Source organism: Paraburkholderia xenovorans (assembly GCF_046030735.1).
GTDB classification, from domain to species: domain Bacteria; phylum Pseudomonadota; class Gammaproteobacteria; order Burkholderiales; family Burkholderiaceae; genus Paraburkholderia; species Paraburkholderia xenovorans_A.
In genome coordinates this window covers 141,783-163,642 of the sequence record NZ_JAQQBV010000012.1, presented here as the reverse complement: position 1 = coordinate 163,642, position 21,860 = coordinate 141,783, and the positions used below count along the sequence as shown (strand labels likewise).

Here is a 21,860-nt window from a genome sequence, read left to right as displayed (position 1 = left end):
GATGCGACCTGCCAGAAGTCAGTCACCGGGGGACGACTCAGGCAAGCCGACAGATCGACCGGACCTACGTCATCGTGCGGACCAAGCGGCCATTAGCTTGGAGAAGCACTATGAATCTGCAGATCAGTGGACACCACCTCGAAGTAACGCCTGCGTTGCGCGAATACGTGATCACCAAACTGGATAGGGTGCTAAGACATTTCGATCAGGTCATCGACGGCAGTGTGGTCCTCTCGGTCGACAACCATAAGGAAAAGGACAAGCGTCAAAAGGTGGAAATCAACCTCCATCTGAAGGGCAAGGACATCTTTGTCGAGAGCTGTGACAGCGACCTTTACGCTGCGATCGATCTGATGATCGACAAGCTTGACCGACAAGTGATCCGTCACAAGGATCGCCTGCAAGGCCATCAGCATGACGCGATCAAGTATCAGCCGGCACCGCTACTGGACGTGCCGCCGCAATAAGGGAATTCACACGGTCTTCCCTGCTTTCCGTTGACCAGCAAACCGCCCTGCATCGGGCGGTTTTTCGTTATAGGCGGTGTTCTTTACGCCTTGCAACGCAACCTGAATCGCCGTTTCGCGAAAAACTGCCACAAACCCATAGCGCATGAATGGCGCGCTGCACCATCGGTGGCTACCCTGTTCTATAATGTTCCGGTTACCATCGGGTCAAGCAAGCTCTAATGCAAGCGGTCTGCCGGAGTGCTGCGCTTTCGGACTCCAACGCATGCCACCGTGAGCATCAAACGAATGGAACGCCACTCAAATGCCCCTGCGAGGAGAACCCAGGCCACGTTTTCGCCTGTCAACATGAATCGTTTAGCCAAATTTCTTCCCCTCGAGAACGTCGTCGTCGGACTATCGGTCACCAGCAAGAAACGGGTGTTCGAGCAAGCAGGCCTGATCTTCGAGAACCAGAACGGCATCGCCCGTAGCACGGTCACTGACAATCTGTTCGCGCGCGAGCGCCTCGGATCGACAGGGCTTGGTGAAGGCGTCGCGATTCCGCATGGCCGGATCAAAGGCTTGAAGCAACCCCTCGCCGCCTTCGTCCGTCTTGCCGAACCCATTCCATTCGAATCGCCCGACGGTCAGCCGGTCTCGCTGCTGATCTTCCTGCTAGTCCCCGAACAGGCCACTCAGCAGCACCTCGAAATTCTTTCGGAAATTGCCCAGTTGCTATCCGATCGCGAAACTCGCGAGCGCCTGCACACGGAAGAAAACCGCGAAGCGTTGCATCGCCTGCTCACTCAGTGGCAACCTTGATGCATCGGCGGTTATCCGCACGCCGGTGACCCGCTGCGTGCGGGTTTGGCCTGGGCGAGGTACGCGTCGCGCGTTAGCGTGGCCGCGTCCTCACCGGGCAAGCGGTCCACACTGGAGTCACTGACTCATGGATACGTCCAGCATCAACGCCCAAAGCATTTTCGACGACAACGCAGCCACGCTGAAGCTGAGCTGGCTGACGGGGCATGAAGGCTGGGAGCGCGGCTTTTCCTCGGAATCCGTCGCCAACGCCACCTCGAGCGCCGACCTCGTCGGCCACTTGAACCTGATCCATCCGAACCGGATCCAGGTGCTCGGCGACGCCGAAATCGACTACTACAAGCGCCAAACCGACGAAGACCGCTCGCGCCACATGGCCGAGCTGATTGCGTTGGAGCCGCCGTTTCTGGTGGTGGCGGGCGGCGTTGCCGCACCGCCGGAACTGGTGCTTCGCTGCACGCGCTCGTCCACGCCGCTGTTCACCACGCCGATGTCGGCCGCGGCGGTGATCGACAGCCTGCGCCTTTACATGTCGCGCATTCTGGCGCCGCGCGCCACGCTGCACGGCGTGTTTCTCGACATCCTCGGGATGGGCGTGCTGCTCACCGGCGACTCGGGCCTCGGCAAGAGCGAACTCGGGCTGGAACTGATCAGCCGCGGCCACGGGCTCGTCGCCGACGACGCGGTGGACTTCGTGCGCCTCGGCCCGGATTTCGTCGAAGGACGTTGCCCGCCGCTGCTGCAAAATCTGCTTGAAGTGCGCGGCCTCGGCCTGCTCGACATCAAGACGATCTTCGGAGAAACCGCGGTCCGCCGCAAAATGAAGCTCAAATTGATCGTGCAACTGGTGCGTCGCCCTGACGGCGAATTCCAGCGCCTGCCGCTCGAAAGCCAGACCGTCGACGTGCTCGGCCTGCCGATCAGCAAGGTCACGATTCAGGTGGCGGCCGGCCGCAACCTCGCGGTGCTGGTCGAAGCCGCGGTACGCAACACGATCCTGCAATTGCGCGGCATCGATACGTTGCGCGACTTCATGGATCGTCAACGCCTCGCGATGCAGGACCCCGACAGCCAGTTTCCCGGCAAATTGATCTGAAGCATTGATCTAACCCAGCCGCACTGCCGCACCCCGGCCGCCAGCAGGCCGCGGGTACGCGCACGGGGACCAGATGCTATGATGAACTGTACGGATTTCACGACTCCATGCGCATAATCCTGATCACCGGCATATCCGGCTCCGGCAAGTCCGTAGCCCTGAACGCGCTTGAAGACGCGGGTTATTACTGCGTCGACAATCTGCCGCCGCGCTTCCTGCCGGAACTCGCCCACTACCTCGCCGAGGACGGACAAGAACGTCTGGCGGTCGCAATCGACGCGCGCTCGAGCGCTTCGCTCGACGAAATGCCCGCGATGATCCGCGACCTGTCACGCGCCCACGATGTGCGCGTGCTGTTCCTCAACGCCAGCACCCAGTCGCTGATTCAGCGCTTCTCCGAGACGCGTCGCCGTCACCCGCTGTCCGGCTCGACCGCGCACGACGCGGACGTCGGCCTCCTAACGTCGCTCGCCGAAGCGATCGAGCGCGAGCGCGAACTCGTGGCGGGCCTCGCGGAATTCGGCCATCAGATCGACACCAGCAATCTGCGCGCGAACGTGCTGCGCGCATGGGTCAAGCGCTTCATCGAACACAAGGATTCGGGCCTCGTGCTGATGTTCGAATCGTTCGGCTTCAAACGCGGCGTGCCGCTCGACGCCGATTTCGTGTTCGACGTCCGCACGCTGCCGAACCCGTATTACGATCACGAATTGCGGCCGCTCACGGGCCTCGACAAACCGGTGGTGGATTTTCTCGATGCGCTGCCGGTCGTGCATGAAATGATCGACGACATCGAGAAGTTTCTTGCCAAATGGCTGCCCCATTTCCGCGACGACAACCGCAGTTATCTGACCGTCGCGATCGGTTGCACAGGCGGCCAACACCGTTCGGTGTTCATTGCGGAGACGCTTGCCGCGCGTCTCGCAAGTGAGGCCAATGTGATTGTGCGGCATCGCGATGCGCCGGTCGACGCCGACCAATCATCGAAGTTAGTGGCTTAACCGGCCGCATCGCGCGGCCTCAACTCGAAGCGTTGCGCCATGTCTTCTACTTCTCCTGTGCTTGCCGATTTGCCGCTGTTTCCGCTGCATACGGTGCTGTTTCCGGACGGCTTATTGCCGCTGAAAATCTTCGAGGCGCGCTATCTCGACATGGCACGCGAGTGTCTGCGGGAAAAGACGCCGTTCGGCGTGTGCCTGCTGAAAAGCGGCGCTGAAGTAGCGCGCGCGGAAGAGCCTTCGGTGCCCGAATCGATCGGCTGCCTCGCCGAGATCGACGAATGCGATGTCGAAGCCTTCGGCATGCTGCTGATTCGCGCGCGAGGCACGCGGCGCTTTCGCTTGCTGTCGCACCGTGTGGAGAGCAGCGGTTTGCTGGTCGGCATGGCCGAGCATCTCGGCGACGACCTGCCGCTCGAAGGCAACGAACTGTTGGCCAAGTTCGGCGCCTGCGCGGAAGTGCTCGAACGGATCATCGCGACGATCCGCGAACGCGATCCGGACAGCCTGCCGTTCGCCGAGCCGTTCAGACTCGAAGATCCGTCATGGGTGTCCAACCGGCTCGCGGAAGTGCTGCCGATTGCGCTACGCGCACGGCAGAAACTAATGGAATTGCAGGACGCCGGCGCACGTATCGACGTGGTTCATCACTATATGCAGCAACATCAACTGCTTTAGGCGCGGGCGTTTTTACAGCAGCGAGCCGTGCAGACTGTCCAGCAGTTTGCGCACCGGTGCCGGCACGCCGAACGAGTCCAGATCGCTGAGCGCGACCCACGCGGTGTCCGCATCGCCCAATGCTGCGAGCGCGCCCACGCCGCGATCGAGTTCCGCGATACGCGGCTCGATATCCAGTTTGAAATGCGTGAACACATGCGTGAGCGGCGCGAGCGGCGAAACTGTGCCGTCGCTGCCGAAGTCGCGCGCACGCGCGGCGAGCGCCGCTTCGTCGGGCGCTTCGGGCAAACTCCACAGACCACCCCAGATTCCTGACGGCGGACGCTTCTCCAGCATCACCGCGTTGCCGTCGCGCAAAACCAGCATCCATGTGCGGCGCGTCGGCACTGCTTTTTTCGGACGAGCGGCAGGCAATGCGCGCTGACGTCCGGTGACGTTCGCAACGCAGTCGACCGCGAACGGACAGCGCAAACAGTCCGGCTTGCCGCGCACGCACAGCGTCGCGCCGAGGTCCATCAAACCTTGCGTGTACGCGCTGACCTCGTTGTCCGATGCATTGGACGGCAGCAGCGACTCGGCCAGCGTCCACATCGCATTCTCGACTTTCTTTTCGCCCGGAAAACCCTCAACACCGAACACGCGCGCCAACACGCGCTTCACGTTGCCGTCGAGAATCGTCGCGCGTGCGCCGAATGCGAACGACGCGATCGCCGCCGCCGTCGAACGGCCGATCCCCGGCAACTCCGCGAGCTCCTCGACCGATGCCGGAAACGCGCCGCCATGCTGCTCGACCACCGTCTGCGCGCAGCGATGCAGATTGCGCGCGCGCGTGTAGTAGCCGAGGCCCGCCCACAGCGCCATTACGTCGTCGACGGGAGCGGCCGCCAGCGCGGCGACATCCGGAAACCGCGCGAGGAACTTCGCGTAGTAGGGAATCACGGTCGACACCTGCGTCTGCTGCAGCATGATTTCCGACAACCAGATCCGATAGGCGTCGCGCGTGTTCTGCCACGGCAAGTCGTGACGACCGTGCTTGCGCTGCCACGCAATCAGCCGCACCGAGAAATTGGCCATGACCGGCGAAGGAGATGCTTTGGCTGCGGCTGACGGAGTTAAACGAGAAGGCATTAAAAATTTAGCGCTGACAGGTGGGACAGAAGTAAGTTGAACGCTGCCCCTGCACGATCTGTTTGATCGGCGTTCCACACACGCGGCATGGCAGCCCCGCGCGATCATAGACGAAATAGTCGAGCTGGAAGTAACCGCTCTCGCCGTTACTGCCGACGAAATCCCGCAGCGTGCTGCCGCCCTTCTCGATCGCGGCGGCGAGCGTCACGCGCACGGCGTCGGCGAGCAGCTCGTAGCGCACGAGCGACACGCGGCCCGCTGCCGTAGTGGGCCGGATGCCCGCGCGAAACAGGCTTTCGGACGCATAGATATTGCCCACGCCGACCACGATTTCACCGGCCAGCAACGCCTGCTTCACCGACACTTTCCGCCCGCGCGTGAGCCGATGCATCAGCGCGCCGGAAAATGCCGGCGAGAACGGCTCGACGCCGAGACTCGCGAGCAACGGATGCTCGAGCACGTCGCCCGAATCGCGCGGATGCCACAGGATCGCGCCGAAGCGGCGTGGATCGCGATAGCGCAAAATGAAGTCGTCGAAAATCCAGTCGACGTGATCGTGTTTCGCCGCGGCCGGTGGGTGCGGCACATGGCGCAGCACGCGCAACGTCCCAGTCATGCCAAGATGCACGATGAACCAGCCGGCGTCGAGCTCGAACAGAAGATACTTGCCGCGCCGTTCGACCTTGCGAACCACGTGACCGCGCAAGGTTTTCGCAAGGTCGGCGGGAATCGGCCAACGCAGCGCGGGCGTGCGCACATCGACGCGCTCCACCTTGCGTCCGGACACATACGGTTCGATTCCCCGTCGGGTAACCTCAACTTCTGGCAACTCTGGCATGTCTAACTGGTCTGCAACTTGCGTGAGTGGTTGTGCGCGTATTGTAGCGAGCGCGTTACAATCGACCGAAACATTGAACGGATTTCCATGAACTTGTCCTTCGTGAAGCTGTTTTCGAAGCGCCCGGCTAGCGCATCCCGTGTACCGCATACCGTGTCCGCCCGCCGGATGCTCGGTGCCGCAGCGCTTGCAGTCTGGGCGCTGGCCGCCATGCCCGCGCACGCGCAGGACGCCGCGCCGGATTCGGATGACACATCCGTCACCCTGCCGGACCCGCTCGGCCCCGCGTCGGCGGAAGACCAGAAGGCTCTGCCGAACATTCAGTTGTCGAGTCAGATCGTCTTCCAGGTGCTGGCCGCCGAAGTCGCGTTGCAACGCGATCAGCCGGCGCCCGCTTATCAAACCTATCTCGCGCTGGCCCGCGACACGCACGATCCGCGCATGGCGCAACGCGCAACGGAAATCGCGCTGGCCGCGCAGAGCCCGTCGGACGCGCTGGCGGCTGCGCAGTTGTGGCAGCAGTATGCGCCGAACTCCGAACGCGCCGCGCAACTCGACGCATCGCTGCTCGTGCTGTCCGGCAAACCTGACGACGCCGCGCCGATCCTCGCCCGCGAACTCGCGCGCGTGCCGGCGGACAATCGCGGCAGCGCGGTCCTCGCATTGCAGTTGCTGCTCTCGCGCGGTCCGAACCGCATCGGCGGTTTGCACGTGCTGCAAGACCTGCTGAAGAACGACATGAACCGCCCGGAGGCGCAACTCGCGATCGCCCGTCAGCAGCTCGTGTCGGACGACGCGCCGGGCGCGCGCAAGTCGCTCGAACAGGCTCTCACGCTAAAGCCGGACTATCTGCCGGCCGCGCTGATGCTGTCGCAGATGGGCCCGGAAGAGCGCAAGGAAGGCATCGCGTCGCTCGAAAAATATGTGCAGCAGAATCCCAAGTCGCATGACGCGCGACTCGCGCTTGCGCAAATGTATCTCGCAAGCGACCGTCTCGACGACGCGCAAAAGCAGTTCGAGATCATGCACAAGGACAACGCGAACGACCTCACGCCGCTGATGGCGCTCGCGCTGATCAAGATCCAGCAGAAGAATTTCACCGAAGCGCAGACCTACCTCACGCAATACGCGCAGCAGGCGGAAAAGACGCCGGGCGCCGATCCGGGTCAGGCTTACATCTATCTGGCGCAGTTGTCGCTGGAACAGAAGAACGAAGCGGCAGCGAGCGACTGGCTGAACAAGGTTTCGCCGTCGAGCCAGCAATTCGTGCCGGCGCAGATCACGCGCGCGCAATTGCTCGCCAAGCAGGGCAAAACGGACGACGCACGCAAGCTGCTCGCCAGCCTGCAAGCGCCCGATCCGCGCGACCAGGCGCTGATCGCCCGTACCGACGCAGCGATCCTGTTCGACGCGAAACGCTATCCGGAAGCTGAAAGTGCGTTGCAGCAGGCCACGGCCGCGTTCCCGGACGATCCGGATCTGACCTACGACTACGCGATGTCCGCGGAAAAGACCGGCCACTACGACGTGATGGAAGCGCAGTTGCGCAAGCTGATCCAAACGCAGCCGGACAATCCGCAGGCCTATAACGCGCTCGGCTATTCGCTCGCGGACCGCAACCAGCGTCTCCCGGAAGCGGACAAGCTGGTCGAGAAGGCCTCGTCGCTCGCGCCTAACGACGCGTTCATCATGGACAGCGTGGGCTGGGTCAAATACCGGATGGGCGATACGTCGGACGCGATCAAGCTGCTGCGCAAGGCGTACGACCTTCAGCCGAACGCCGAAATCGGCGCGCATCTCGGCGAAGTGTTGTGGAAGACCGGCGACCAGGCCGAAGCGCGCGCCGCTTTCCGCGACGCACGCAAGCTCGAACCGGACAACGACACGCTCGTCAAAACGCTGCAACGTCTTCAGGTGAACGATCTTTGATGCGTCTTTCCCGCTTGATCTCTTATCCCCGGGCGCCGCGTGGCGCGGTGCTCGGGTTCGCCGCGGCAGCGGTTGTCGTGCTGGCCGGTTGTGCTTCGGTGAAGCCACAAGGGCCGTCCACGTCGAACGCCGCCACTTCGGTCACTGCGCAGACCAGCCGCTCGTATCAGGGCCGCTTCGCGATCCAGTACAACGATCAGAACGGTCAGCAGCGCAATGCATACGGCAACTTCACGTGGCAGGAAACCGGCGACACCGTCACCCTGCAATTGCGCAATCCGCTCGGCCAGACGCTGGCTATCGTGACGTCGTCGCCGGCTTCGGCCACGCTCGAGTTGCCGAACCGTCAACCGATCACCGCGGACAACGTGTCCACGCTGATGCAGAACGCGCTCGGCTTCGCGCTGCCGGTCGAAGGATTGCGTTACTGGCTGCAGCCTTCGCCGGCGCCTACATCGCGCGCGAAAACCGAGAAAGATCCTGAACAACCGTCGCGGCTCAAGCAGATCACGCAGGACGGCTGGACGATCGACTATCTGGCTTATGCGGACGCGCCGGCAAGCGGCGTGAAGCGTTTGAACCTGAGCCGTTCGGAACCGCCGCTCGACATCAAGCTCGTGCTGGATCAGTAACCCGCGCGGCGTTGCCGCTTCTTCGGCGCCGCTTTGGCGCATGCATCCGGAATCATGATCGAAACGACCGATTCGCTGCGCGACTGTCCCGCGCCAGCGAAACTCAACCTCTTCCTGCATATCACCGGCCGTCGGCCGGACGGTTATCACACGCTGCAAACGGTCTTCCAGTTGCTCGATTGGGGCGACACGCTGCACTTCACGCGGCGTGACGACGGCCTCATCACGCGTAGTACCGAAATCGCCGACGTGCCGCCGGAACACGACCTCACCGTGCGTGCAGCCACCTTGCTGAAGACGCATACCGGTTCGCCCGAAGGCGTCGACATCGGGATCGAGAAACGTCTGCCGATGGGCGCGGGTCTCGGCGGCGGCAGCTCGGACGCGGCCACCACGCTGCTTGCGCTGAACCGTCTCTGGAAACTCGATTTGCCGCGCCTCGAATTGCAGGCGCTCGCACTGAAGCTCGGCGCCGACGTGCCCTTCTTCGTTTTTGGAAAAAATGCGTTTGCGCAGGGTGTCGGAGAGGCTTTGGACGTTGTACAATTGCCGCCGCGGCATTTTCTGGTTGTAACGCCGAGGGTTCATGTTCCGACTGCAGCGATTTTTTCCGAAAAAGCGTTGACAAGAGATTCAAAGCCCCTCATGATTACGGACTTTCCTGCAGAACTTAGCTGCAACACTGAATGGCCGGAAAGTTTTGGCCGTAATGACATGCAGCAGGTTGTCGTAGGAAAATACGCGGAAGTAGCGCAAGTGCTGCGATGGTTTGAAAACGTCGCGCCAGCGCGGATGTCTGGATCAGGTGCAAGTGTTTTTGCAGCGTTCCGTAGTAAAGCTGAAGCAGAAGCGGTGCAAGCCAAACTGCCAGGCGAATGGAACAGCGCAGTAACCGCAGGTCTCGATCAGCACCCACTCTTTACTTTCGCGTCATAAGTTTTGCATCGTCGAACGAAACTCCACGTTCGGTGAAGCTCAAAGTTAGTGTAGGGGAGTCGCCAAGTTGGTTAAGGCACCGGATTTTGATTCCGGCATTCGAAGGTTCGACTCCTTCCTCCCCTGCCAAAAATTCTCGCATTTCCCCTCGCCCCCAGCCTGAAGTAGGTGCACGATGAGCAGCCATGACGGCCTGATGGTTTTTACTGGCAACGCAAATCCGGCGCTTGCACAGGAAGTCGTCAAAATCCTCGGTATTCCCCTCGGCAAAGCAATGGTTAGCCGTTTCTCGGACGGTGAAATCCAAGTCGAGATTCAGGAAAACGTGCGTGGCAAGGATGTCTTCGTCCTGCAATCCACCTGCGCGCCGGCGAATGACAATCTGATGGAACTGATGATCATGGTCGATGCGCTCAAGCGCGCATCCGCTGGCCGGATCACCGCAGCCATCCCCTATTTCGGTTATGCCCGTCAGGATCGACGCCCGCGTTCGGCGCGCGTCGCCATCTCGGCGAAGATCGTCGCGAACATGCTGGAAATCGCCGGCGTCGAGCGGATCATCACGATGGACCTGCACGCCGACCAGATTCAAGGTTTCTTCGACATCCCGGTCGACAATATCTACGCTACGCCCGTGCTGCTCGGCGATCTGCGCAAGCAGAACTACGAGAATCTGCTGGTCGTGTCGCCGGACGTCGGCGGCGTGGTGCGCGCACGGGCGTTGGCGAAGCAACTGAATTGCGATCTCGCGATCATCGACAAACGCCGTCCGAAGGCGAACGTCGCCGAAGTGATGAACATCATCGGTGAAGTCGAAGGCCGCACCTGCGTGATCATGGACGACATGGTCGACACCGCGGGCACGCTCTGCAAGGCAGCTCAGGTTTTGAAGGAACGCGGTGCGAAGCAGGTGTTCGCTTACGCTACCCACCCGGTTCTGTCGGGCGGTGCAGGCGAGCGTATCGCGGCTTCGGCACTCGACGAACTCGTTGTCACCGACACGATTCCGCTCGGCGAAGAAGCCCGCTCGTGCGCAAAAATCCGTTCGTTGACCAGCGCCGGCCTGCTTGCCGAAACGTTCTCGCGAATTCGTCGCGGCGATTCGGTGATGTCGCTGTTCGCCGAAAGTTAAGTATTTGCGAAGGCGCGGCGTGTTATGCACGCCGCGCTTTTGCGTAATCGGCATGAACGGACGAAGGTTCGTGCCGTCGCTCTGGGGCCTCAGCCGTTTTGGCTTGGAGGCCCCGTTTTTACTGCCTGGTCGCGGGCAGTGCATTGGAGATTCAACATGAAAGTAGTCGCTTTCGAGCGTTCTTTGCAAGGTACGGGTGCGAGCCGCCGCCTGCGTATCTCGGGCAAGACCCCGGGCATCGTATATGGCGCTGGTGCTGAAACGCAATTGGTCGAACTGGACCACAACGCACTCTGGCACGCGCTGAAGAAAGAAGTTTTCCACTCGTCGATTCTCGACCTGGAAGTCGCTGGCAAGTCGCAACAGGTTCTGCTGCGCGACGTGCAATACCATCCGTTCCGTCAGCTCGTGCTGCACGTGGACTTCCAACGCGTCGACGCGAAGAAGAAGCTGCACACCAAGGTGCCGCTGCACTTCCTGAACCAGGAATCCAACCCGGCAGTCAAGCTGTCGAGCGCAGTGATCTCGCACGTCATCAATGAACTGGAAATCGAGTGCCTGCCGTCGGCACTGCCGGAATTCATCGAAGTCGACCTCGCGACGATCGAAGCAGGTCACTCGGTTCACGCGAAGGACCTGAAGCTGCCGGCAGGCGTGTCGCTGGTTGCTCACGTGGAAGCAGAAAACCCGGTGGTCGCAGCTGCAACGATCCCGGCTGGAGCAATCGCTGAAGGCGACGCTGCTGCTGCAGGCGAAGGCGAAACGCCGGCTGCCTAAGCTGCACTGAGCGAGCAATCCTCTCGAACCGTTTCCATGAAACGGTCGACGTGACCCGCCGAGGTTTTCCCCGGCGGGTTTTTTTTCGTTTTTTGGCTCGGCCGCGTGCGGCGCCCGGGCCCGATGGACCCACGCAACCATGATCAAGCTGATTGTCGGGCTCGGCAATCCGGGCGCCGAATACACCGCGACGCGCCACAACGCCGGCTTCTGGCTGGTCGACCAACTCGCACGCGAAGCCGGCACGACGCTGCGCGACGAGCGGCGCTTCCACGGCTTCTATGCAAAAGCACGGCTTCATGGCGAAGAAGTGCATCTGCTGGAGCCGCAGACTTACATGAACCGCTCGGGTCAATCGGTCGTGGCCGTGGCGCAGTTCTTCAAAATTCTGCCCGACGAGATTCTCGTCGCGCACGATGAACTCGACCTGCCGCCCGGCAGCGTCAAGCTGAAGCTCGGCGGCGGCAGCGGCGGCCATAACGGGCTGAAGGACATCACCGCGCATCTGTCGTCGCAACAGTATTGGCGGCTGCGGATCGGCATCGGCCATCCGCGTGATCTGATTCCTGAAAGTGCGCGGGCCGGCGCCAAGCCGGACGTCGCCAATTACGTGCTGAAGCCGCCGCGGCGAGAAGAGCAGGACGTGATCGATGCGTCGATCGAGCGTGCGCTTGCCGTGATGCCGCAGGTCATCAAAGGCGAACTCGAGCGCGCGATGATGCAACTGCATCGGAATCCGTAAAGGCGTTTCGACGCCCGTTTCGCCGTTTCCCCCTCATCAGGAGAACCGCTTGAGCCGCTACTGGAGTGACATCGTCCACCGCTTGACGCCTTATGTGCCGGGCGAACAGCCCGCGCTCGCCCATCCGGTGAAGCTGAACACCAACGAGAACCCGTATCCGCCGTCGCCGCGCGTGCTCGAAGCGATCCGCGACGAACTCGGCAATACGGCCGAATCCTTGCGTCGTTATCCCGATCCGACGGCGCGCGTTTTGCGCGAGACAGTCGCCGCCTATCACGGCATTCGCGCCGACCAGATTTTTGCCGGCAACGGTTCGGACGAGGTACTCGCACTCGCGTTTCAGGCACTCCTCAAGCACGACAAACCGCTGCTGTTCCCGGACATCACCTACAGCTTCTATCCGACCTACGCGCGGCTTTTCGAAGTCGACTACCGGACGATCGCGCTGGACGACAGCTTCGCCATCAACATCGACGACTACGCCACGCCCAACGGCGGCGTGCTGTTCCCGAACCCGAACGCGCCGACCGGCCGTCCTTTGCCGCTGGCCGACATCGAGCGTCTGGTGGTGCGCCACGCCAGCTCCGTGGTCGTGATCGACGAAGCCTATGTCGATTTCGGCGCCGAATCTGCGATCGCACTGATCGACCGCTATCCGAATCTGCTGGTGATCCAGACGGTGTCGAAATCGCGCTCGCTTGCCGGAATGCGCGTCGGCTTCGCGTTCGGCAATCCCGAATTGATCGACGCGCTGAACCGCGTGAAGGACAGTTTCAACTCGTATCCGCTCGACCGCCTCGCACAAGTCGCGGCCACCGCCGCCTACGAAGACGACGCGTGGTTCCGCGACAATTGCGCAAAGGTGATCGCCAGCCGGGAGCGGCTGGCCGCCGGATTGACGGCGCAGGGCTTCGAGGTGGTGCCGTCGGCGGCGAATCTGCTGTTCGCACGCCACGAAGCCTACGACGCAGGCATGCTCGCGGCGCGGCTAAGGGAAAAGGAAATTTTTGTGCGCCACTTCAAAGCGCCGAGAATCGACCAGCATTTGCGCGTCTCGATCGGCACGGACGCCGAATGCGACATTCTGCTCAACGCGCTGCGAGAAATTATCAGCGCTTACGTGGGCTGATGAGACTAAAGCGATACTGCACGCTAGAAAAAGAAGAACAAAAAAACGGCGAGGTCCACACCTCGCCGTTTTTTCATCTCGTGCCCTTTGCCGCCTGTAGCGCGTGGTACTTCGCCATCAACCCGTCCGGCGTCTCCAGATGCTCCGGGTCGCGCGGAATACACTCCACCGGACACACCTGAATGCATTGCGGCTCGTCGAAATGGCCGACGCACTCGGTGCACTTCTTCGGGTCGATCACATAGATTTCCGGGCCCATCGAAATCGCGTCGTTCGGGCACTCGGGCTCGCACACGTCGCAATTGATGCACTCGTCGGTAATCATCAAGGCCATACTTCTCTCACTTCACGCCGGCCGAAGCCGGCTCTGTTCCGTCAAACCGCCAGTTTACGCTGCTTACGGTTGCCCTGCCGAACCAGCGCCGTTCGGATCCAGCGCGGCGACCTTCTCCTTCAGCCACTTCTCGACCGACGGGAACACGAATTTGCTGACATCGCCGCCCAACTGGGCTATTTCGCGCACGATCGTCCCCGAAATGAACTGATATTGGTCCGACGGGGTCATGAACATCGTCTCGACGTCCGGCAGCAGATAGCGGTTCATCCCAGCCATCTGAAATTCGTATTCGAAGTCCGAAACAGCGCGCAAACCGCGCACGATCACGCGTGCATTGTTGCTGCGCACAAAATCCTTGAGCAGCCCTTTGAAGCTCATCACCTGGACGTTCGGATAGTGCCCGAGCACCTCATGCGCGATGTCGAGGCGCTCCGTGAGCGTGAAGAACGGCTTTTTGTTACGGCTGTCGGCAACGCCCACCACCAGCGTGTCGAAAATGCTCGACGCGCGCCGAACGAGGTCTTCGTGACCGCGCGTCAGCGGGTCGAACGTACCCGGGTACACGGCGACTACCATGAGACTTCTCCTCTCTTCAGACAAATGGGCACGTCAAAGCGTCCACGCGACGCAAATTGGTACCGACCGCGCGCGTGACGGCAAACCGCCCGGCGCTTGTTTTGGAACGCGCATTATTCCTCATTTTCGCGCTGCAGCAAATGAAAGTGGACAGCGCCCGCTTTGCCTTGCCGCGCGATTTGCCAACCTGCGAGCGTCTCGTTCCCTTCGAGTTCGAGCGCCTCGCCGGCCTCGACATACAGAAAACCTTCCGCACCCAGCAACGGCACGGCCAGCGCGAGCGCCTTGTCGAGCAGATCGGCGCCGAACGGCGGATCGAGGAACACCACGTCGAACGATCCGGGCGCAAGGCTCGCAGCCAGTCGCAAGCCGTCCGCCTCGGCGATCTCGATCGTGCGCGCCGAAAGGCGTTGCTGGTTTGCACGCAACTGGCTCGCCGCCCGCGCATTACGCTCCACCATCAGGACCCGCGCCGCGCCGCGCGAAGCCGCCTCGAAGCCCAGCGCGCCGCTGCCTGCGAACAGATCGAGACAACGCTGGCCGTCCAGCCGTTGACCGAGCCAGTTGAACAGCGTTTCGCGCACGCGATCCGGCGTAGGCCGCAGCCCGTCGAGGTCGAGCACGGGCAAAGGAGTGCGTTTCCAGTCGCCGCCGATGATACGGATGGCGTGAGCTTTGCCGCCTTTGGACGAAGCGCCGTGGGCGCGTGAAGGTGCGGAACGGGGCATGCAGTTTCGATTACGTTGAAGAGGCGCCCGCTACGCCGATGCGTGCGGGTCGGAGCGCCAACGTTACCACAGGGGCGCGCCGCGTCCAGCCTGGCCGTTCGGCCGATACGACGGTGAGCGGCGCGCCTGATAAAATGTGCGGCTTCCAGCGCCTTGCATCCCGCATCGCATTGCTGTCTGCTGTTCCCGCCGGTGCTGTACCGGCCGCGCGCATCGTCGCGCGCTCTCATCACACCAGATCATGTTCAGCTTTTTCAAACGATTCAAGGGTTCGAAAGAGTCCGATAACGCGCCAGAAGAATCGCAGGGGGCGTCCGAGGCCGCGATCGAGACGCCCGTAGCGGCCGCCGAAACGCCGGCCCCGGTGCGGGAAGAAACGCGCGCGCCCGTAGCCACGCAGCCCGTGCCCGTATCCGCGCCGCCGGTTCTGGACGAACCGGAAGCGCAGTCCGAAGACCTCGCACCCGAATCCGTCGAAATCGTCCCGCCGCCCACTCAGGACGCCGGCGCGAAGCGCTCATGGCTCACGCGCCTGAAAACCGGGCTGTCGAAAACCAGTTCTAGCCTGACCGGCATTTTCGTCGGCGCGAAGATCGACGAGGATCTCTACGAAGAACTCGAAACCGCGCTGCTGATGTCCGACGCGGGCGTCGATGCGACCGAATTTCTGCTCGAATCCTTGCGTGAGAAAGTTCGCGCCGAGCGTCTCACCGATCCGCAACAGGTCAAGGCCGCACTGCGCACGCTGCTGATCGACCTGCTCAAGCCGCTCGAAAAATCACTGATGCTCGGCCGCGCGCAACCGCTCGTGATGATGATCGCGGGCGTCAACGGTGCGGGTAAAACCACCAGCATCGGCAAGCTCGCCAAACATCTGCAAAGCTTCGATCAATCGGTGCTGCTGGCAGCGGGCGATACTTTCCGCGCGGCCGCGCGCGAGCAGTTGGCGATCTGGGGCCAGCGCAACAATGTGACGGTGGTGTCGCAGGAAAGCGGCGACCCCGCTGCGGTGATTTTCGATGCGGTAGGCGCCGCGCGAGCCCGCAAAATCGACGTGATGATGGCCGATACGGCCGGCCGTCTGCCGACCCAGCTGCATCTGATGGAAGAACTGCGCAAGGTGAAGCGCGTGATCGGCAAGGCGCAGGACGGCGCGCCGCACGAAGTGCTGCTCGTCATCGACGCAAACACCGGCCAGAACGCGCTCACGCAGGTCAAGGCGTTCGACGACGCGCTCCGCCTCACCGGCCTGATCGTCACCAAACTGGACGGCACCGCGAAGGGTGGCATTCTTGCGGCGATCGCGCGCCAACGTCCGATTCCGGTGTATTTCATCGGCGTCGGCGAAAAGGTGGAAGATCTGCAGCCGTTCAGCGCGGAAGAGTTCTCGGACGCGCTGCTAGGCGGTTGAGCACACCGGGGCTGCGCTTCCGTATGCCGGACAAGAAAAAGGGCGCTCCGAAAAAGCGCCCTTTTTTCATTCGAACCCCACCTCACTCCGCGTCGGGCTGCGCGCCAGGTGCAGCGCGCGCGAACTCGTCGAGCTGCGTCGCGTAATCGTAAATCCGCTGGATCGTCGGAAACCTGGCCGTATCGACCTTGAAGCGCTGCGCGTTGAATACCTGCGGAATCAGGCACGCGTCGGCCAGCGTCGGCGTATCGCCGAAACACAGCTTGCCGGTGCGCGGATTGCTCGCCAGATGCGCTTCGAGCGTCGCAAAGCCGGCTTCGATCCAATGCTTGTACCACGCGTCTTTCGCGTCGTCGTCGACGAGCAGCGTGTGTTTCAGGTACTTCAGCACGCGCAGATTGTTGATCGGATGAATCTCGCACGCCACCTGTAACGCAACCGCACGCACATACGCGCGGTCGGCCGGCGTGCCGGGCAACAGCGGCGGCTCCGGGTGCGTTTCCTCCAGATACTCGATGATCGCCAGCGACTGCGGCATCACCTCGCTGCCGTCGACGAACGTGGGCACGATGCCGTCCAGATTCACCTTGCGATATTCGGGTTTCAGTTGCTCGCCGCCGTCTCGCACGAGGTGCACCGGCACATAGTCGTACGGCAGATTCTTCACGTTCAGCGCAATGCGCACGCGATACGACGCCGAACTGCGGAAATAGCTATAGAGCTTCATTGTGTGTGTCTCCTCCAGGCCCGCTTCAGACCACGCGGACGCTCAACTCGCCCAGACCGTCGACGCCGCCCTTCATCAGATCGCCCTGCACCACCGCGCCGACACCTTCCGGCGTGCCGGTGAAAATCAGGTCGCCAGGCCGCAGTTCGAACAATGTCGACAAATACGCGACGGTCTCGGCCACCGACCAGATCAGTTGCGAGACATCGGAATTCTGCTTCTCTTCGCCGTTCACGGACAACCAGATCGCACCTTTGCCGACATGGCCGACGGTTGTCACCGGATGAATCGGGCCGAGCGGCGCCGAATGATCGAAGCCCTTGCCGGTGTCCCACGGACGGCCCAGCTTTTTCGCCTCGGCTTGCAGGTCGCGGCGCGTCATGTCGAGACCGAGCGCGTAGCCGTAAACGTAATCGAGCGCGCTTTCGACCGGAATGTCCTTACCCGCCTTGCCGATTGCCGCGACCAGCTCCATTTCGAAATGCACATTCTTCGATTGCGACGGATAAGGAAACTCGCCGGTCGCACCCGGCGCGACGTACACGATCGCATCGGCCGGTTTGGCGAAGAAGAACGGCGGCTCGCGGTCCGGATCGTGTCCCATCTCGCGCGCATGCGCCTCGTAGTTACGACCCACGCAATAAATGCGACGCACCGCGAATTGCTCGCTCGACCCCACGACCGGCACCGCGACTTGCGGTGCGGGTGCAAATACGTAACTCATCCCGTTCTCCGTATCTGGAATGTGCCGCTCATGCGGCACTCAAACTTCGAGTGTAACGCGCGACAAAGCGCCGCGCGCGGCAAGTGGGTAGCGCGCGCGTTACCGCCTGTCCGGCTGCGAAGTCTCACCGCGTTGTCCTTCGCCGATTCGTCTTAAATGCGATACTCACGACAGATAGCGTCCCTTGAATACAGTGACGGCCGTCGCAAGACGGCACGCCGCCCGCCAGATTGCACCCATGACCGACTCCGCCGATACCGCTGCCCTGTTCCCCTGCGCCCGCTTCATCAAGGAAATCGGCCGCGGGCCGAACGGCGCTCGCGCGCTGACCGCCGACGACACGCGCGCGCTTTACAGCGCAATGCTCGACGGCCGGGTGGCCGAACTCGAACTCGGCGCGGTGCTGCTCGCGTATCGCGTGAAAGGCGAAACCGCCGACGAACTCGCGGCGATGCTGGCCGGCGCACACGCATCTTTCGAGCCGGTGCACCTGCCGCATGGCGAGTTTCGGCCGGTGTCGATCCCGAGCTACAACGGCGCGCGCAAACAGCCGAACCTGGTGCCGCTGCTCGCGCTGCTGCTCGCGCGTGAAGGCGTGCCGGTGCTGGTGCACGGCGTCACCGAAGACCCGGGCCGCGTAACGAGCGCGGAAATCTTCACGCATCTGCATATTGCGCACGCGCAGTCGCACGCCGATATCGAGGACGGCCTCGCCGAGCACCGGCTCTCGTTCGCGCCGATCGACGTACTCGCGCCGAAGCTCGCGCGTCTGTTGTTGCTGCGTCGGCGTATGGGCGTGCGCAATTCGACCCACACGCTCGTGAAAATCTTGCAGCCGTTCGCGCCGGCCGGACTGCGGCTCGTGAACTACACGCATCCGCCGTATCGCGACAGTCTCACGCAACTGTTCAACACCCATCCGGACGCGGCCGCCGGTGGCGCGCTGCTCGCGCGCGGCACCGAAGGCGAAGCGGTGGCCGATACGCGGCGCCAGGTGCAGGTGGACTGGCTGCATGACGGCCTCTGCGAAACGCGCGTGCCGCACGAGCGCTCGTCGCCGGATGCGCCCGAAGTCGATCTGCCTGAAGCGCGCGATGCCGCTACCACCGCCGCGTGGATCGACGCGGTATTGCGCGGCGAAGCGCCCGTGCCGAGCGCAATTGAACGGCAAGTCGAATTGATCGTGGACGTCGCGAAGACGCCCGCTTAATGCCCGCTTAACGCATGTCTCGCGCACCTGCACTTCGCTCGAATGCGAGCGTCAGCTACGCTTAAGTTCAACGTCGTGGGTTGACACGGCGCGCCGCGGCGTCATACAGTCGATCCATGCGTTCCCTTCCGAACACCCTCCGAATTACTTCGGGCCGCCTGGCGCGGCCCCTATCGCTACGTCTAGCGTAAGCCTGACGTAGCGCCGCGTATCGGGCAACTCACCTGCCCCGAGCGCGGTCCTCAAAGCAGTTCCTGCTGTCCCGCATCACCCCAACCCGTAGTTCTTCACAACCTGTAGCCGTTTGCATTCGTCCGTTTACCGTTCGGACGAATCGCGAGGATCAAATGCACGTTGCGGCTCGCGCACCGTGCATTCGTGGCAGCCCGCCAGCCGCTCGAGGCCACCCCCCTTCGCATGCGACTCAACGAACGAGGCTCACCATGTTGTCCAATCCAGCCATGAAATACCGACCCTTCCCCACCGTGCGCCTGAGTGGCCGCAAATGGCCCAGCCGCACGATCGACCACGCGCCGGTCTGGATGAGCACCGATTTGCGTGACGGCAATCAGTCGCTGATCGAGCCGATGAGCGCCACGCAAAAGCTCGAGTTCTTCGAGACGCTGGTGGCGATCGGCTTCAAGGAAATCGAGGTCGGCTTTCCGTCTGCCTCGCAAACCGACTTCGATTTCGTGCGCAAACTGATCGACGAAAACCGCATTCCGGGCGACGTGACCATCGAAGTGTTCGTGCCCGCGCGCGCCGAACTGATCGCGCGTACATTCGAGTCGCTCGACGGCGCGCAGCGCGCGATCGTTCATCTCTACAGCGCGATCTGTCCGTCGTTTCGCCGGATCGTGTTTAATCAGTCGAAAGAAGAAATCAAGGCGCTGGCCGTGGAGGGCACGCGCGTGATCAAGGAACATGCGCAGGCGCGGCCCGGCACGCGGTGGACGTTTCAGTATTCGCCCGAAACCTTCAACACGACCGAATTGCCGTTCGCGCGCGAAGTGTGCGACGCGGTTGCGCAAACATGGCGTCCGACGCGCGATCACAAGATGATTCTCAATTTGCCCGCCAGCGTCGAGGCCGCCACGCCCAATGTGTTCGCGGATCAGATCGAGTGGATGGACCGCAATCTCGGGTATCGCGACAGCATCGTGCTGTCGGTGCATCCGCATAACGATCGCGGCACCGCGGTCGCCGCGGCTGAACTGGCGCTGCTGGCAGGCGCGGACCGTGTCGAAGGCTGCCTGTTCGGCAGCGGCGAGCGCACCGGCAATGTGGATCTCGTCACACTCGCGATGAATCTGGACGCACAGGGCGTCGCTTCCGGCCTCGATTTTTCGGCGATGGATTCGGTGCGGAGTGTGGTCGAGCGCTGCAACCGGATTGCGGTGCATCCGCGTCATCCTTATGCGGGCGTGCATCGGTCGGTGGAGAGCGGGGCCGGCGCAATGGAAGAGCAGAGGGTCGTACCGTCGACCGAAACGTCCGAGCGCGTCGCGGCATGACGCATCTTTTACGGAACGCGAAACGCCGCAAACAGATGTGAAAAATAGTCTGAAGCGACTCATCCTCCGCTTCAGATTGCCGGCCGCTCACAACGCGCAAGCCGGCGACGACAACCCGAACCCGGCGAGCTCACAAGGCTCGCCGACCGCTCATTCGGCCACTCACTCGATCGCGCAACGCGTCGCCTGCCACGCGATCAGACGCCATTGCCCGTCTTCCTGAGTATGGATCGCCGTGTAAGCGATCGGGAACAGCAACGCACCGTTATTCGCCTCCATTTCGATCAACGCGCGGCCGGTCACCACGCACGTCTCGCGGCCCACCGGCAGCACGTCCTGCGATTGCACTTCGATCTGCCGGTAACGGCGCCGCCCGCCCGTAATGCCGTCGATGAACTGCCGCTTCGTCTCGCGTTTGCCGTTCGTGTGCACATAGCTCACGTTGTCCGCGAGCAGCGTGTCGAGCGACGACCCGTCGCCGTCGACCATCGCGCGAAAGCGCTCTCGCTCGAGTCCGCGAATCGCTTCGATTATCTTTGCCGCCATCGCTCAGCCCCTTGCACCGGTCAGCCGAACGAGGCCACGGTCGTCAGAAGTTATATTGCAAATATAGCTGGTGGAAATTTATACCAGGATTCGGCTCTTTGATACCGCCGTTGGAAATATGCTGGAAGCGGTAGCCGACCTGATATTGTTGATGGCTGCCGATCTGCACACCGACACCCGCCATCGGCGTGAACTGGAACGCCGTCGCGTAGTTGTAGTCGGACGATACCGTGGGACTCGTCAACAGACGCACTCCCGCGCCAACTTCGACAAAAGGACGGACCGCGCCCGTTCCCTTGATGAAGCGGATGATCGGCGTCACGCCGAATTCGCCGATGTTCTTGTGGATGTTGGCTTCGTCGGTATGCCACAAGGCCGCATGCGCCTCGCCGATCAGCGCGAAGTGCCAGTCGCCGATCTGCCACCATGTGAGGTTTGGATCCCAGACCAGGCCGAGATCGTATTTCTTGAAATGATGGTCACCGGTTCCGACGGCAAACTGAACGCCGAACTGGTCGGCCGAAGCCGATCCCGCCGCGCCGATCAGTACTGCCGTACACACTCCTTTTAGAGCCAGACCACGCAAAACGTTTTTTTTGTTGTTCATCGAACACCCGAGCTAGCCGAACGTTGATTACCTTGCCGTGTGCCACCCATTCTAATGACATTTTTAATTTCTTGGATCGTCTGAGGAATCCCTATTTCCTGGAATTAGTCACGTCGAATCTTCGGAAATTCGGGCATTTATATGCACGAAAGCCTATTGTCAGGTAATTTCTACGTTTCATACTGGGTTAAGAC

Annotated in this window: 23 protein-coding genes, 1 tRNA gene and 1 pseudogene; 16 read left to right on the top strand and 9 right to left on the bottom strand. The window is 62.0% G+C overall.

All coding sequences use genetic code 11. The features are described 5' to 3' along the window. Window positions 1-110: 110 nt before the first annotated feature. From hpf to PQQ51_RS14330, 5 genes are all read left to right on the top strand, one after another. Window positions 111-467 (top strand): ribosome hibernation-promoting factor, HPF/YfiA family, encoded by a 357-nt coding sequence (hpf, locus tag PQQ51_RS14350; protein ID WP_408497440.1) that lies wholly within the window; start codon window positions 111-113, stop codon window positions 465-467. Between the two features lie 288 nt (window positions 468-755). After that, the gene (gene ptsN, locus PQQ51_RS14345; protein WP_408497478.1) at window positions 756-1,271 is read left to right on the top strand and encodes a PTS IIA-like nitrogen regulatory protein PtsN; all 516 of its coding nucleotides are present in this window, start codon (window positions 756-758) and stop codon (window positions 1,269-1,271) included. Between the two features lie 127 nt (window positions 1,272-1,398). Continuing rightward, window positions 1,399-2,367, top strand: coding sequence for an HPr(Ser) kinase/phosphatase (hprK, locus tag PQQ51_RS14340; protein WP_007179412.1), 969 nt, complete (start codon window positions 1,399-1,401; stop codon window positions 2,365-2,367). Window positions 2,368-2,474: 107 nt separating this feature from the next. Next, on the top strand, window positions 2,475-3,368 hold the full coding sequence (gene rapZ / locus PQQ51_RS14335) for an RNase adapter RapZ (protein ID WP_408497439.1): 894 nt from the start codon (window positions 2,475-2,477) through the stop codon (window positions 3,366-3,368). 39 nt (window positions 3,369-3,407) lie between these two features. Further along, window positions 3,408-4,043, top strand: a complete 636-nt coding sequence (locus PQQ51_RS14330; RefSeq protein WP_408497438.1) for an LON peptidase substrate-binding domain-containing protein — start codon at window positions 3,408-3,410, stop codon at window positions 4,041-4,043. Window positions 4,044-4,055: 12 nt separating this feature from the next. Here the strand turns inward: PQQ51_RS14330 and mutY are convergent, their stop codons facing one another. Both mutY and mutM read right to left on the bottom strand, forming a co-directional pair. Then, on the bottom strand, window positions 4,056-5,171 hold the full coding sequence (gene mutY, locus PQQ51_RS14325) for an A/G-specific adenine glycosylase (protein ID WP_408497437.1): 1,116 nt from the start codon (window positions 5,169-5,171) through the stop codon (window positions 4,056-4,058). A 7-nt stretch (window positions 5,172-5,178) separates the two neighbouring features. After that, entirely contained in the window at window positions 5,179-6,009 is an 831-nt protein-coding gene (gene mutM, locus PQQ51_RS14320) for a bifunctional DNA-formamidopyrimidine glycosylase/DNA-(apurinic or apyrimidinic site) lyase (RefSeq protein WP_408497436.1), read from the bottom strand. An 87-nt stretch (window positions 6,010-6,096) separates the two neighbouring features. Here mutM and PQQ51_RS14315 point away from each other — a divergent pair, with 87 nt between their 5' ends. From PQQ51_RS14315 to hisC, 8 genes are all read left to right on the top strand, one after another. Further along, window positions 6,097-7,938 carry a tetratricopeptide repeat protein gene (locus PQQ51_RS14315; RefSeq protein WP_408497435.1) on the top strand — a complete coding sequence of 614 codons (1,842 nt, stop codon included), beginning with the start codon at window positions 6,097-6,099 and terminating at the stop codon, window positions 7,936-7,938. Beyond that, a complete protein-coding gene (gene lolB, locus PQQ51_RS14310) occupies window positions 7,938-8,570 on the top strand; it encodes a lipoprotein insertase outer membrane protein LolB (RefSeq protein WP_408497434.1) in 633 nt (210 codons plus the stop codon). The genes PQQ51_RS14315 and lolB overlap by 1 nt, the downstream gene beginning before the upstream one ends. 54 nt (window positions 8,571-8,624) lie before the next feature. Further along, window positions 8,625-9,506 (top strand): 4-(cytidine 5'-diphospho)-2-C-methyl-D-erythritol kinase, encoded by an 882-nt coding sequence (ispE, locus tag PQQ51_RS14305; RefSeq protein WP_408497433.1) that lies wholly within the window; start codon window positions 8,625-8,627, stop codon window positions 9,504-9,506. Between the two features lie 52 nt (window positions 9,507-9,558). Beyond that, window positions 9,559-9,635: transfer RNA gene (locus tag PQQ51_RS14300), tRNA-Gln, on the top strand. Window positions 9,636-9,681: 46 nt separating this feature from the next. Next, a complete protein-coding gene (locus PQQ51_RS14295; RefSeq protein WP_006048037.1) occupies window positions 9,682-10,638 on the top strand; it encodes a ribose-phosphate pyrophosphokinase in 957 nt (318 codons plus the stop codon). 156 nt (window positions 10,639-10,794) lie between these two features. Further along, complete coding sequence (locus PQQ51_RS14290; protein WP_408497432.1) at window positions 10,795-11,415, top strand: 50S ribosomal protein L25/general stress protein Ctc; 621 nt, start codon at window positions 10,795-10,797, stop codon at window positions 11,413-11,415. 139 nt (window positions 11,416-11,554) lie between these two features. Then, window positions 11,555-12,157 (top strand): aminoacyl-tRNA hydrolase, encoded by a 603-nt coding sequence (gene pth, locus PQQ51_RS14285; protein ID WP_408497431.1) that lies wholly within the window; start codon window positions 11,555-11,557, stop codon window positions 12,155-12,157. Window positions 12,158-12,206: 49 nt separating this feature from the next. Next, the gene (hisC, locus tag PQQ51_RS14280; RefSeq protein WP_408497430.1) at window positions 12,207-13,286 is read left to right on the top strand and encodes a histidinol-phosphate transaminase; all 1,080 of its coding nucleotides are present in this window, start codon (window positions 12,207-12,209) and stop codon (window positions 13,284-13,286) included. 73 nt (window positions 13,287-13,359) lie between these two features. On the opposite strand, the gene PQQ51_RS14275 is transcribed toward hisC, so the two are convergent. The 3 genes from PQQ51_RS14275 to rsmD form a co-directional block, all read right to left on the bottom strand. Continuing rightward, the gene (locus tag PQQ51_RS14275; protein ID WP_408497429.1) at window positions 13,360-13,620 is read right to left on the bottom strand and encodes a YfhL family 4Fe-4S dicluster ferredoxin; all 261 of its coding nucleotides are present in this window, start codon (window positions 13,618-13,620) and stop codon (window positions 13,360-13,362) included. Between the two features lie 63 nt (window positions 13,621-13,683). After that, a complete protein-coding gene (coaD, locus tag PQQ51_RS14270; RefSeq protein WP_408497428.1) occupies window positions 13,684-14,199 on the bottom strand; it encodes a pantetheine-phosphate adenylyltransferase in 516 nt (171 codons plus the stop codon). A gap of 113 nt (window positions 14,200-14,312) precedes the next feature. Continuing rightward, the gene (gene rsmD, locus PQQ51_RS14265; protein WP_408497427.1) at window positions 14,313-14,927 is read right to left on the bottom strand and encodes a 16S rRNA (guanine(966)-N(2))-methyltransferase RsmD; all 615 of its coding nucleotides are present in this window, start codon (window positions 14,925-14,927) and stop codon (window positions 14,313-14,315) included. A gap of 241 nt (window positions 14,928-15,168) precedes the next feature. On the opposite strand from rsmD, the gene ftsY reads away from it, so the two are divergent. Next, window positions 15,169-16,338, top strand: coding sequence for a signal recognition particle-docking protein FtsY (gene ftsY / locus PQQ51_RS14260; protein WP_408497426.1), 1,170 nt, complete (start codon window positions 15,169-15,171; stop codon window positions 16,336-16,338). Between the two features lie 82 nt (window positions 16,339-16,420). Here ftsY and maiA read toward each other — a convergent pair whose 3' ends face one another. Further along, window positions 16,421-17,065: a maleylacetoacetate isomerase gene (gene maiA, locus PQQ51_RS14255; protein WP_408497425.1), complete on the bottom strand. Its 645-nt coding sequence runs from the start codon at window positions 17,063-17,065 to the stop codon at window positions 16,421-16,423. 25 nt (window positions 17,066-17,090) lie between these two features. After that, window positions 17,091-17,789 (bottom strand): fumarylacetoacetate hydrolase family protein, encoded by a 699-nt coding sequence (locus PQQ51_RS14250; RefSeq protein ID WP_408497424.1) that lies wholly within the window; start codon window positions 17,787-17,789, stop codon window positions 17,091-17,093. A gap of 238 nt (window positions 17,790-18,027) precedes the next feature. Between PQQ51_RS14250 and ybiB the strand changes: the two genes are divergently transcribed. After that, entirely contained in the window at window positions 18,028-18,999 is a 972-nt protein-coding gene (ybiB, locus tag PQQ51_RS14245; RefSeq protein ID WP_408497423.1) for a DNA-binding protein YbiB, read from the top strand. Window positions 19,000-19,442: 443 nt separating this feature from the next. Then, window positions 19,443-20,423, top strand: a pseudogene (locus tag PQQ51_RS14240) (2-isopropylmalate synthase); the annotation flags it as partial. Window positions 20,424-20,675: 252 nt separating this feature from the next. Here PQQ51_RS14240 and PQQ51_RS14235 read toward each other — a convergent pair. Both PQQ51_RS14235 and PQQ51_RS14230 read right to left on the bottom strand, forming a co-directional pair. Next, on the bottom strand, window positions 20,676-21,059 hold the full coding sequence (locus tag PQQ51_RS14235) for a nuclear transport factor 2 family protein (RefSeq protein WP_408497422.1): 384 nt from the start codon (window positions 21,057-21,059) through the stop codon (window positions 20,676-20,678). A gap of 43 nt (window positions 21,060-21,102) precedes the next feature. Beyond that, window positions 21,103-21,666: an acyloxyacyl hydrolase gene (locus PQQ51_RS14230; RefSeq protein ID WP_408497421.1), complete on the bottom strand. Its 564-nt coding sequence runs from the start codon at window positions 21,664-21,666 to the stop codon at window positions 21,103-21,105. Between the last annotated feature and the right edge of the window lie 194 nt (window positions 21,667-21,860).